The 13,052-nt window shown below is 36.7% G+C and carries 9 protein-coding genes, 1 pseudogene and 1 other annotated feature; of the genes and pseudogenes, 7 read left to right on the top strand and 3 right to left on the bottom strand.

What is annotated here, in order from left to right:
- Window positions 1-27: 27 nt before the first annotated feature.
- Together PLX19_RS07295 and secY are read right to left on the bottom strand one after the other, a co-directional pair.
- Window positions 28-879 (bottom strand): creatininase family protein, encoded by an 852-nt coding sequence (locus PLX19_RS07295; protein ID WP_272187836.1) that lies wholly within the window; start codon window positions 877-879, stop codon window positions 28-30.
- A 500-nt stretch (window positions 880-1,379) separates the two neighbouring features.
- Complete coding sequence (gene secY / locus PLX19_RS07290; protein ID WP_272187835.1) at window positions 1,380-2,684, bottom strand: preprotein translocase subunit SecY; 1,305 nt, start codon at window positions 2,682-2,684, stop codon at window positions 1,380-1,382.
- A 295-nt stretch (window positions 2,685-2,979) separates the two neighbouring features.
- Between secY and PLX19_RS07285 the strand changes: the two genes are divergently transcribed.
- From PLX19_RS07285 to PLX19_RS07270, 4 genes are all read left to right on the top strand, one after another.
- Window positions 2,980-4,458: an amidase family protein gene (locus PLX19_RS07285; protein ID WP_272187834.1), complete on the top strand. Its 1,479-nt coding sequence runs from the start codon at window positions 2,980-2,982 to the stop codon at window positions 4,456-4,458.
- A 61-nt stretch (window positions 4,459-4,519) separates the two neighbouring features.
- On the top strand, window positions 4,520-5,737 hold the full coding sequence (locus PLX19_RS07280) for a methyltransferase domain-containing protein (RefSeq protein ID WP_272187833.1): 1,218 nt from the start codon (window positions 4,520-4,522) through the stop codon (window positions 5,735-5,737).
- Window positions 5,738-5,855: 118 nt separating this feature from the next.
- Entirely contained in the window at window positions 5,856-7,151 is a 1,296-nt protein-coding gene (locus PLX19_RS07275; RefSeq protein ID WP_272187832.1) for an MFS transporter, read from the top strand.
- 163 nt (window positions 7,152-7,314) lie between these two features.
- Window positions 7,315-8,442 carry an NAD(P)/FAD-dependent oxidoreductase gene (locus PLX19_RS07270; protein ID WP_272187831.1) on the top strand — a complete coding sequence of 376 codons (1,128 nt, stop codon included), beginning with the start codon at window positions 7,315-7,317 and terminating at the stop codon, window positions 8,440-8,442.
- A gap of 182 nt (window positions 8,443-8,624) precedes the next feature.
- Here the strand turns inward: PLX19_RS07270 and proC are convergent, their stop codons facing one another.
- Window positions 8,625-9,443: a pyrroline-5-carboxylate reductase gene (proC, locus tag PLX19_RS07265; protein ID WP_272187830.1), complete on the bottom strand. Its 819-nt coding sequence runs from the start codon at window positions 9,441-9,443 to the stop codon at window positions 8,625-8,627.
- 265 nt (window positions 9,444-9,708) lie between these two features.
- Window positions 9,709-9,919: a binding site (T-box leader), on the top strand.
- Between the two features lie 171 nt (window positions 9,920-10,090).
- Here proC and proB point away from each other — a divergent pair.
- The 3 genes and pseudogenes from proB to PLX19_RS07250 form a co-directional block, all read left to right on the top strand.
- Complete coding sequence (gene proB, locus PLX19_RS07260; protein WP_272187829.1) at window positions 10,091-11,194, top strand: glutamate 5-kinase; 1,104 nt, start codon at window positions 10,091-10,093, stop codon at window positions 11,192-11,194.
- Between the two features lie 190 nt (window positions 11,195-11,384).
- A complete protein-coding gene (locus PLX19_RS07255; RefSeq protein WP_272187828.1) occupies window positions 11,385-12,632 on the top strand; it encodes a glutamate-5-semialdehyde dehydrogenase in 1,248 nt (415 codons plus the stop codon).
- 21 nt (window positions 12,633-12,653) lie between these two features.
- Window positions 12,654-12,848, top strand: a pseudogene (locus PLX19_RS07250) (glutamine amidotransferase); the annotation flags it as partial.
- Between the last annotated feature and the right edge of the window lie 204 nt (window positions 12,849-13,052).

Raw genomic sequence — 13,052 nt, 5'->3', positions numbered from 1 at the left:
GATCTTACATTCCAATGAAAGAAAAATTTAATCTCCTTTCTTTGATTGTGTTCCTAGATAATGAAGTATCTCCCTTGATGCAAACTCAATAAAGCCGCTTATAAAATCTAACTTATCCTCTGCTAAGAAGGGAGTATAACCTTGAGGATTTCCAACATATCCTTTTGAGGCAATCGATTTAGTTCTTTCGTCTCCTTTTTGCCACTCTTCCAGATCTTCCTTGCTTAATAGCCTAGGTGCTAGTTCCTTGATTTTTTCTTTCCTTACCAAATCGGGAAAATATTTTAGAAATCGTGCGGTTCCCTGCGCCCCTGCATGAAAATCTGGATAGCGAGGAGGAGGCTCAAATGAACCAAAGGAAAAATCGATATCAAAAATCAAAAATTCTTCTTGATCTTTCGTGATCCGTAACTGATCTGCTAACAAATTAGCAATAACCGAACGAACATCAATATTTAGTGTTTGCCTTGTCTTTCTAATTGCTCCTATCAGCGCATCACCATGCTGTTGATCTCCGTGTATATCAATGACAAATATATGCTTTGCTCCCCATCTGAATAGGGATTCCCACATATCGAATAAGACTACATGTACGGTTTCCTTTCTTGATGTAAAAGAACCGGGAAATGCGCCCGTAATATGATTTACACCAAAATAATAAGGAGGTGCTATTATAGCTGGAATGTTCTCTTTTTCTAATCTTTTCTTTATATAACGACAAATATAATGGCTCTCGTAAATATCTACCCCCGTAGGTAAGTGGGGCCCTTGTTGTTCAATCACACCAGTTGGTGATAGCACCACGGCACCTTTTTGTAAGGCCTCTTCAATTTCTAACCATGTCATATCAGCAACAGTATCTTTAAAAATAGAATACATGAATCCTCCCCAGTTCATATATTTACATTAAGTTATTCAATTTGTAGACTATAATGTAGTTAAATAACTTAATTATATAGTTAGAAATTTACCTTCTATAATTATTCCTTTTGCTTACCCTGTTCCGTTACTATTCAATTAGAAAAGAAAAATTTTGTGTTAAATCTAAAATAAAACTAAAAACATGTATTTGCAGCTGGCTATGATGAAAGGATTTTTCGATTTAATGAAAATATTCTGCGTTTCGGTATGAAAGACGGGATTTCTAGTAAGTTTTCGGCACAATTTGCAAGAGTGTTGAATCATGTGGAGGGATAAGAATACTTTCATATGAGGTAATTTGCTGTGAAGATTGTAATCATAAAATACGTCTTGATGCCATTAAAAACTTTTTTAGATATAGAAATATTTGAAACAACACAAGAGTTATTACAAAAGAAACCCCTCTTATTTATCGTAAAAACATCGATATATAAGAGGGGTTTGTATAAAATAAAATGTTAATTCACTTTCTTAATAAATCCTTTATAGTGACGTTTTACAAGCTGGCTTTCTAACGTTTTCATCGTTTCTAGAGCAACACCGACAATAATGAGTAAGCTCGTCCCGCCAATTTGAGCGGAAGCTGGTAAATCAGAAATTTTTGTGAATAAAATTGGTAAAATAGAGATTAATCCTAGAAAAATTGCTCCAACAAAAGTTAAGCGATATAAGATTTTTGTAACGTATTTCTCTGTCATAATCCCTGGTCGAATGCCTGGAACATACCCGTTTTGCTTCTTCAAGTTTTCGGCCATTTGTTCAGGGTTTACTTGAACGAAGGCATAGAAGTATGTAAATGCAATAATGAGTCCAACATATAAACACATTCCAATTGGATGTGTAAAATCAAGATTTGTATTGATCCATTTGGACACTGGGGAACTTGGAAATAGCTGCACAATTGTTCGCGGCGTCATTAAAAATGCGGAAGCAAAGATAACAGGAATAACCCCTGCGCTATTTACCTTAAGAGGTAAATGTGTATTTTTTGCTCCTTGATACGGATTGTTCCCATTAGAAGCTTTTGCATATTGTATAGGAATTTTCCGATTTGCTTGTTGAATATAAATGACACCAACGATAATAGCTAAAACGACTAAAATAATTAATACAATTTTTATAATATGCATAAAGAGTTGATCTCCAGCATTATGAATTTGTTGTAAGTATATTTGATTCATAATACTTGGAATTCCTGCCACAAGACCTGCAAAAATAATAATTGAAATTCCGTTGCCTACTCCATTTGCGGTAATTTGTTCACCTAACCACATTAAAAACGCAGTACCAGCAGTTAATACGGTAGCAATTAATAAGTAGGTTTTTAGGCCTGGATCCGTTATTAATTGTCCACCAGCCATATTGTTAAAGCCGATAGACATTCCTATCGACTGAACGAATGCAAGAACAATTGTAAAGTAGCGGGTAAATTGAGCTGATTTTTTGCGACCCATTTCACCTTGTTTTGCCCACTCTGCAAATTTAGGAACGACATCCATCTGTAATAACTGAACGATGATGGAAGCTGTAATATACGGTGTGATGCCTACTGCAAAAATGGAAAAGTTTTTTAAGGCACCTCCGCCAAATACATTAAGCATTCCTAAAATATTTGTTTGATCTTGTATTTTTAAAACCTCAGCATTAGTATGAGGAACTGGAATGAATGTGCCAATCCGAAAAACGATTAACATCGCTAAAGTAAAAAGAATTTTGCTTCTGATCTCAGCTACTCTCATAAAGTTTGAAATTGTACGAAACATCATGTCGCCTCCTATATGTTTACTAATTATGTAAAGTAAAACTAGTTTTTATATCCTCACGTATAAACTGCAAACCTCCTTCCGAATAAAATTCATTATGACAAATGGATTTTCAAACAGTTTACGGATATAAAATAGAGCGATGTTTATGTTTTCGTAACAACTCAATAACCATAATATAACTATAAAACAAATATTTGTACAGAGGGAAGGATAAAAAGATACATACAAAGGATTTTTACTAGATTATAGGTGAGGTGAATTGTTATAATTTTCTTAAAAAGGGGTTCACTTTATGGAATTTCAGTTACCGAATATAGATGGGGAAGAGTTAACGATTGAAAAGATTCAAGAAGCGATGGAAGCTGGTAAGTTAACATCAAAAGACCTTGTTATGTATTATTTGTATCGAATCGCAAAGTATGATAAAGCCAGTCCTAATATAAACGCTATACTTGAAATAAATCCAGATGCGATTTTTCTTGCTGAATCATTGGATTATGAGCGAAAGAAAAAAGGAAAACGAGGACCTCTTCATGGGGTTCCAGTTTTATTGAAAGATAATATAGAAACAGGAGATAAAATGCATACAAACGCTGGTATGCTTGCTTTAGAAAATCACGTGAGTCAAAAAGATGCGTTTCTAGTTAAAATGCTTCGAGACGCAGGAGCTATTATTTTAGGAAAAACGAATATGACAGAATTAGCAAATGGTATGTCGCTAAAAATGTGGGCTGGATATAGTGCAAGAGGAGGCCAAACTCTTAATCCTTATAGTCCTGGAGAATTCTTTGTAGGTGGATCCAGTTCTGGTTCCGCTGCGGCAGTTGCTGCAAACTTTACGGTATTATCAGTTGGTACAGAAACAGATGCCTCTATTTTAAGTCCAGCAATACAAAACTCTGTAGTTGGTATTAAACCGACTGTTGGACTGATTAGTAGATCGGGTATCATGCCGTTTACGTATTCACAAGATACTGCAGGGGCCATTGCTCGAACTGTAGAAGATGCTGCTCTTTTATTAAGTGTATTGAGCGGCAAAGATGAACTAGACCCAGCAACTTATCGTTGTGAAGTAGATGCTGTACAAGATTATACGGCATATTTAGATAAGAGTGGATTAAAGGGAGCTCGCATTGGTGTGTTTCAGCGGGTTTCTGAAGAAAATTTTCTACCAGGTGAGTTCGATGAACATTTATTCTCTCAAGTGATTCACATTCTGAAAGAAGAGGGAGCAGAAGTAATAGAGAATATTGAAATCCCTTCTTTTCATAGAAAATGGAGTTATGAAGTGCCAACGTATGAAATAAAACATAGTTTAGGTAATTATCTGTATCAATTACCGTCATACGCTCCCGTTCATAGTGATCACGAATTAATAGAATTTAATAATAAACTGGGGGATAAGGCATTAAAGTATGGACAAAACATGCTTGAATATAGAAGATCTCTACCAAATACATTAAGTAATTCAGAATACATAATGGCGAAATTAGAAGATCTTTATTATTCACAGAATGAAGGAATAGACTTTGCACTTCAAACATATAACCTAGATGCCATTTTATTCCCGGCTTATGTAGGTTCTACTCTTTCTGCAAAAGCAGGTTATCCATCAATTGCTTTACCAGCAGGATATATGGAAAACGGTCGTCCGTTTGGCATTACTTTTGCTGGAACGGCATTTACTGAAGGGACTTTAATTAAGATTGGTTACGCTTTTGAGCAAGCAACAAGATTTCGGAAACCCCCTAGTTTTATAGAAAAAGTATAGTTGTTTTTGATGTAAGAAAAGCAGAACTGATGAATAAAAAATATGTACGGGTAGTGATATAGTGAAGATTGGTAAATTTGGAGAAGTCAATAAATTAAGTATCGATACAATTAGGCATTATATGGACTTAGGATTGATTGTGCCTGAAAAGAAGGGAGGTCATTATTTTTTTGATGAGCGCTGTCAAAACGTTTTAGAGATTATTTTAGAATTTAAAGGGATGGGATTTAGTTTAAACGAGATTAAACAATTGTTTCTTTATAAAAATTTTGGTAAATTTACAGATTATGAACATGATACGTACTATCAATCTTTATTTATGGATAAATATGAGCATGTTGAGCAGGAAATAAATCATTTAGTAGAAATAAAGGACAAGCTAAAGACGAAATTAGATAAGCTATCAGCAAAACCTGAAGGCTCGAGTTCAATAATGGGAATTGATTTTAAAGTACTCGATATGTTGAAATGTTTAAAATGTAGTGGGAAACTTATTCTTCAAGATGGGATCATTCATAGAAATCAGATTTTGGATGGGAAGTTAATTTGCAATTGCGGTGAAGAATATCTTGTTGAATCAGGTATTTTAAAAGTTGGTAATTCATTTCAATCGGCTTCGGGTCCCTATCATGAAGAATATGTTCTTGAATATATTCATGCAACTGATCCAGCTTATTTAGAAAGTATTCATAAAAGTGGAGAATGGTCAAAGAGAAAACTCGTTCAATTAGATTTGAGCGATAAAGTATTACTTGAGTTAGGATCAGGAGTCGGCTTTTTTCTGCGAAATATTTATCAGGAATTACCGGAAAATTGCTTATATATTGCCGTGGATCGAAACTTAGAGCGGCATCGATTTTTAAAAAGTGTATTAGAGAGAACTGGTTTTAGAAGAAACATCCTCTTTATTTGTGCTGATTTTTTAGATATACCAATACAAGATCACTCCGTCGATATCGTTATTGATCATTCGGGTACTAGTAATTATAGCTTTGAACATGAAAAGTTTTTGCTTCGTGAAGTAGTTCACCTTTTCAAACCTAATTGTTACTTATTGGGAACATTTATTACTTTTAAAAATTTTAGCACCAAAAGCAAAATTGAAGCAAAATTCAGAGACAACTTTATAGCTAGAAAAATTCAGGAAAACATCAACAATTTAAAGTATATTCCTATAGAGGAAAGGACTTCTGAATATGTTGATCGAGGTGGGAAGTACGAAAATTTCTTTGTGCAAGGTGAAGAAATTTATTCATATTCATTTTTTGGTAAAAGATAGGGTTAACCCTATCTTTTTTTCATTTCCCCTTAAAATTTTATGGATTACATCTATTGATATTGGGTTCACCCGGCAGCTTAACCTTATTGTATAAAAAGTTAAGTGAGGTGGAGCATTTATGGAAGCATTACAAATGAGTGTAAGTAACGAAAAGAACAAAAAAGAAATGAAAAACTTATTTCTCTATTCTACAGGAAAGACTGTCTCAATATTTGGTACAGCTATTTATAATTTTGCGTTAGGGTTATACGTTTTAAAACTGACGGGCTCGGCGTTAAGCTTTGCAGTTACTCTTATATTAGGAATTATTCCGATGGTTATCATCAATCCGTTTGCTGGGGTGATTGCGGATAAGGTCAACAAAAAGAAGTTAGTCGTTTGTATGGATCTTCTTAGCGGAATCTTGTTGGTTTTGGTTTATATATTATGTATGAAATATGAATTAAATTTACTCATCATTTATGTCACTACCTTTCTTTTGACGGTGTTTACTACTTTCTTTGGAATAGGTTTAGAAGCAGCGAAGCCAAACATTGTATCTGAAAAAATGTTGATGAATATCAATTCTATTAGTAAAATAATTGACTCAGTCTCTTTGATTATGGGTCCCATGTTAGGAGGGATTGTTTTTGCAATTTTTGATATCAGAACTTTTATTATTTTGAATGGAATTTCTTTTATCCTTTCTGGTTTATCAATGATGTTTATTCATTTTAAACTTTTCAATTTCCAAACAAATGAAGATCATTCAGGTGTGAAAATTCATTTAATAAGTGATATAAAGGACGGATTTAACTTTTTATTCGAAAGAAAAAGTATTAAGAGCATGTTTACGATTTTAATATTAATTAATTTCTTTCTCGGCTTTGCAGTGACTGTTCCATTACCGTATATGATCAATACAGTTCTAAAGCTAGGGTCAAAAGAGTTTGGCATGATCCAAGGGGCCTTTCCGATGGGGATGATTTTAGGAGCTTTATTGGTAAAGAAAATCATAGAAAGAATTTCCTATTCCATTCTTTTAAAATATGTAAGTTTTGCTTTAGCGATTTGTATGATTCTATTAGGAGTTCCAGTTATGCTGAAAAGCTTACAACTGAACTCCATCGTTTTTACCTGTTATTTCATTGTCGTCTTGTTCTTGTTTGGGTTGTTCATAACGCTAATTGATATCCCTCTCGCTTATTTTATGCAAAAAGAGATTCCAGATGAATATAGAGGTAGAGTACTAAGCATTGGCATTAGTATCACGAAAATCATGCTTCCTATAGCGATGATTTCATCAGGAGCTCTATTAAACATCCTTCCTTCTTATGTCATGCCTGTTGCAGGAGGAATGTTATTCTTGTTATTTAATATGCGTTCAGCCAATAAATTGAAATTTGAACTAACTTCAGAAAATATAAGTATTTGATTTATTATAATGACGATTTATTGCGTAACAAAAATCGTCGTTATAGTTGAAAAAAACTCCTCTTCAAGTATACTGAATAAAGAAATTCACCTTAAAGGTAATGTTTGCTTATTTATAGATTAAATTTCTAAAATAAAGATATAAAAAGGGAAAGGTGTTAGAAATGAAAACGTATATTGTAGTTGGAGCTGGGATTCTTGGAGCGTCTACTGCCTATCATCTTGCAAAAACAGGAGCTCGGGTTACATTGGTTGATCGTCAAGATTTAGGGCAGGCGACAGATGCAGCAGCAGGAATTGTCTGTCCTTGGTTATCACAGCGCCGTAACAAAGCTTGGTATCAAATGGCGAAAGGTGGGGCTCGTTACTATGCTTCCTTAATTGAACAATTAGAAGCGGATGGTGAAAAAGATATTGGTTATAAACGTGTAGGAGCTATTAGTCTTCATACGGAAGAGAAGAAATTAAATCAGATGGAGGAGCGAGCGTATAAACGACGAGAGGATGCTCCGGAAATTGGTGAAATTACACGTTTGTCATCAGATGAAACGAAAAAGCTATTTCCACCACTATCAGAAGAGTATAGTGCTGTGCATATTAGCGGTGCTGCTCGTGTAAACGGTAGAGCACTTCGTCAAGCTCTTGTAAATGCAGCAAAAAAACATGGTACAGTATATATGAAAGGAAATGCATCATTAGTACATGAGAACAATCGAGTTATCGGTATTGAAGTAGAGGGTGAAACTTTAACAGCTGATCAAGTGATTGTAACTGCTGGTGCTTGGGCAAATGAGTTATTGCAACCGCTTGGCGTTAATTTCTTAGTTACATTCCAAAAAGCGCAAATTGTTCATCTTCAAGTATCAGACGTGGATACAGACAATTGGCCAGTTGTTATGCCGCCAAATGATCAGTATATTCTTGCTTTTGAAGCTGGCCGTGTAGTAATAGGCGCAACGCATGAAAATGACACTGGATTTGATTACAGAGTAACTGCCGGTGGATTACATGAAGTATTTGATAAAGCACTATCAGTCGCTCCTGGTTTATCAAGTAGCACGATGATGGAAACGAGAGTTGGATATAGGCCATTTACACCAGGATTCCTACCGGTAATTGGCGCTTTACCTAATTTTGATGGCATACTTGTTGCCAATGGGCTTGGTGCTTCTGGATTAACGGCAGGACCTTTTCTAGGTTCTGAACTTGCGAAACTGGCCCTTGGAAAACCGACAGAGCTGGATCTTAGTTATTATGATATAGCGGGAGCAATTGAACAACTAAAGAGTTAGATACATAATATGTATTACATATAGAGGTATCATTACATGCCCATCAGCCTAAAAAAAAATAATTCATAACAATAATTTCATTTTCTACAACTATTTATAAGAATTAAGATTCTTTTTTGTTGTAAAGAGAAAAGGATTACTTAGCTTGATGGCCATGTTACGATACCCCTAAACATAGTTTCTTATTTATTAGTTAAACTAGACATTTCAACAGATTTTTGAGTACAACGTTTCATAGCTGAAATGATAGCTGTTCTTAAACCTTTTTCCTCTAATGTTGCTACAGCTTCTATTGTCGTTCCACCTGGAGAACAAACCATATCTTTAAGTGTGCCTGGATGTATTCCTGTTTCAAGTACCATTTTTGCAGAACCTAATACAGCTTGAGCTGCGAATTTATATGCTTGAGCCCTTGGCATACCATCTAGTACAGCGGCATCTGCCATGGATTCTATAAACATATATACATATGCTGGAGAAGAACCACTTACAGATGTTACAACATCCATTAGTTTTTCATTTACGATCTCTGTTTGGCCAAAACTACTAAATATATTTAGTATGTCTTCTAGATCTTTTTCTGTAACCATTTCATTAGCACATAACGCAGACATTCCTTCTCCAACAAGAGCAGGTGTATTAGGCATTGCTCTAACTACTTTTAACTTTCTGCCGAAAGCATTCTCAGTACTCTTAATACTTTTTCCAGCAGCAATAGTTACGACTATTACATCGTTTTTTATCTGCTCTTTTATTTGGTTAATTACTGATGAGTATAGGTCTGGTTTAATTGATAAAATTAAAATATCAGCATTGTTAGCTACTTCATTGTTGTCAGTAGTTGTAGTTATGTCATATTTTTCACTAGCATTTTTCAAATGAATGGCACTTATATCTGAACAAATTATGTTATCCGAAGAAACTATATTTTTGTTAATCATTCCACCTATCATAGCGATACCCATGTTTCCGCATCCGATGAATCCTATTTGTTTGTTCATAATAACTCGTTCTTGCTCCTTTTATTATAAATTTTATTTGTTCGGTATTATTATACTAAAAAAACAATGATATCTCGTACAGAAGAAATAAACTATACCAAGATTCGTATAAAAAAACATTTTAAGAGAGTATATAACTTTTTGCAATACAAAAAATATATAGAAATCACTTATTAACAGGAATTAAACTTGGCACCTTCCTTATTTTCTAAAATATCTCTTGACATAAAAATGCATTATAGCGCATACTATATAAAAATTAAAGTGAACATCGTTGAAGGGAACTAGTACATATGTCTTCTTGCGCAAGAGAGTGGAATCCGCAGGCTGAAAGATTCCTCGTATAGAAATTATCGAACCTATCCCTGAGTCTTAAATGAAAGTTTAGGCGTATGCCTGCGTTACAGGCGACAAGCGGATATAGATTTATATCAATGAAGGTGGTACCGCGGAACAAAGATCGTTTCGTCCTTTTTATTAAGGGCGGAGCGGTCTTTTTTTATTTGGCTCTTTATTGCGAGATAGGCATCATTGGTGAGGGGTTCTTTGCTGCAAATTGCACATGGTAGAAGAATAGTTTGTTCTCATTCGAAAAAGAAGCAGTACAATTTACAAAAAACTTTTACTTTAGATTAGGGAGTACAAAAATGAAAAAACAACGAATTGTCGTAAAAATTGGAAGCAGTTCCTTGGCAGCAAATCATGGAGGCATCTCTGGCGAACAGCTTTCAGATCATGTTGCCGCCTTGGCAAGGCTGAGGCAGGAAGGACATGAAATCGTGCTGATTACATCTGGGGCCGTCGCCGCAGGCTTTTCCGCTCTCGGGTATCCCGGCCGCCCCGTGACAATTAAAGGGAAGCAGGCCGCCGCCGCTGTCGGGCAAAGTTTGTTGATGCAGGCGTATACGGAGGAATTCCGCAAATATGGGATTGTTACCGCGCAGCTTTTGCTGACAAGAAGCGACTTTTCCAGAAAAGAACAATACAGTAATGCCTACGCCACTTTATCGGAGTTACTAAACCGCTCTGCTCTTCCTATAATCAATGAAAATGATTCTATTTCTTTGGAGGAGCTGACGTTTGGTGATAATGACATGCTGTCAGCTTTAGTAAGCGGGCTTGTCTCGGCGGATATGCTCATGATTTTTACGGATGTGAACGGTTTGTATGACCGGAATCCCCAGAAAAATCCGGATGCGAAAAAGTATTATTTTCTCCCTGCCATTACGGAAGAAATTACCTCTCTTGCTGGAGATGCTGGCTCGAAACTTGGTACCGGCGGCATGAAATCGAAAATCGATGCGGCGAAGATGGCACTATCTCTCGGTGTGAGTGTATTCATCGGAACAGGACGTGGACAGGAGAAGTTTTTAGATGTTTTGAAGGGTAAAGGTGATGGAACGTATATCGGCAATGCGCCTCAAAAAGTGATCAAGATGAACAAGCAATGGATCGCACTGCATTCCCTTGTCGGCGGACAAATCGAAGTGGATGCCGGAGCATCCGCTGCCATCATACAGCGCGGAAAAAGTCTTCTGCCTGCCGGTGTTACCGATGTGTTTGGGATCTTTCAAGCCGGAGAAGTCGTGGAGGTTATCACGCAGCAAGGCCGCGTGATAGGGAAAGGACAGTGCAGATATAGTGCAGAGGAATTGCGAGAGCTAAAAGGTATGCAGAGCCACGACATTCAAGCGCGAGGTGAAAGGCATAGCTATGAGGTCATTCATAGGGATAATTGGGTTTCATTTTAAAAATAGAGAAATGGCTCGTTCAAGTGAAGAACACAGGCTCCTCCGTCCTAGAAGACGCTGCTTGTCTTTTCTCGCTCTAAGCGTCAGATTAATTCAACTAGTATCTATGCAGGAGATCCCTGGATGGTAGTGCCTAGTTGGCCACGTCTCAAATTTTATACTTTTTAATTTTTAAAAGGAGGAAACGAAAATGAATGAAGTGTTGGCAAAGGGACAAAAAGCGAAAAAGGTTGCGGGAGAGCTTGTGGCCAAATCAACTAATGAGAAAAATAAGGCACTGGCGGCTGTTGCTGAGCAATTGATAGTAGAGACATCCTATATTTTGGAGGAGAACAAACGGGATATCGAACAAGGTAAAGCGAAAGGAATGTCTGCCTCTCTCCTCGACCGCCTCATGCTGAATGAACAGCGCATTATTGATATGACAGAGGGTATTCGGCAGCTGATTGATTTGCACGATCCTGTTGGAGAATGTGTAGCTACATGGGAACGGCCGAATGGATTGTCTATTCGGGAGATGCGCGTGCCGCTTGGTGTTGTCGGAATGATTTATGAGGCGCGGCCGAACGTGACGGTGGATGCAGCCACAATTTGCTTGAAAACAGGTAACGCAGTGATCTTGCGTGGTAGTTCTTCCGCCGCTTATTCCAACAAAGCCATCGTCGCTGTCATTCATCGAGCGCTCAAACAAACGAGCTTGCCTCCAGAAAGCGTACAGCTTATTGAAGATACTTCACGAGACAGCGCAAAGCAGCTGTTTACATTGAACGAGTACTTGGATGTTCTTATTCCAAGAGGTGGCAAGCAGTTGATAGATACTGTAGTGAGAGAAGCGTCTGTTCCTGTGTTGGAAACAGGTGCAGGAAATTGTCACATTTTCATTGATGAAACAGCGGATAAACAGATGGCATTCGATATTATCGTAAATGCCAAAACACAGCGTCCGTCTGTATGCAATGCTATCGAAACAATTATACTTCATGAGAATTGGGCGCAGCGATTCGGTACCGAGCTGTTTTCTTTCTTGAAGGAAAGAGGGGTGGAGCTGCGCGGAGATAAGAAAGCATTGACAATTGATTCTTCTCTTGTACCCGCTTCAGAAGAAGACTGGGAAACAGAGTTTTTGTCTCTTACACTGGCAGTCAGAATCGTTTCCTCTGTTGAAGAAGCAATTCACCACATCAATGCGTATGGCTCCATGCATTCCGAAGCGATCATAACAGAGAACGAGGAAAACGTCAGTAAGTTTTTCATATCCGTCGATGCCGCGGCGCTCTATCATAATGCTTCGACTCGTTTTACTGACGGCTTTGAATTTGGATTTGGTGCAGAAATCGGTATCAGCACGCAAAAGCTGCACGCGCGGGGACCGATGGGGCTATCTGCATTGACTTCCACAAAATATGTAATTCGTGGGAATGGGCAGATTCGGGGATAAGAAGTAGAAGGACAGATTTTATTTTATGAGATGGGACCTGCGGCATCTGGTAAGAATTTGGTTACTGTATTAGGAGTAGCTCCTCTGGAATTTGCGATAGAAGTACTGAGAAAATTAGATGTATTTGCACCAGATACATTACATTCATAGTATAACCTAAATAAGACTCATAAATCTGAATACTCCTTCCAGTTAATGAATTCAATAAATAGATGAGCTAGAAAAATCAACTTAGCAGTTTTATATTCGTTTAAATAAAAAACCATGCTTTATACGATATCAAAGCATGGTTTTTGTATATAACTTAAAAGTATTTACTGAAGTTGTTATAAATAGAACTGGTAACTAAATCTCTTTTTAATCTTATTGAATAACGGTGGGACTTTTTTCTTTGGTAATAATGATGGAACGATTTTCAAG

The sequence above is a fragment of the Bacillus sp. BP-3 genome (genome assembly GCF_028401955.1).
GTDB lineage: Bacteria > Bacillota > Bacilli > Bacillales > Bacillaceae_G > Bacillus_A.
The sequence above is the reverse complement of the archived record's forward strand: the minus strand, read 5'-3'. Positions and strand labels throughout refer to the sequence as shown.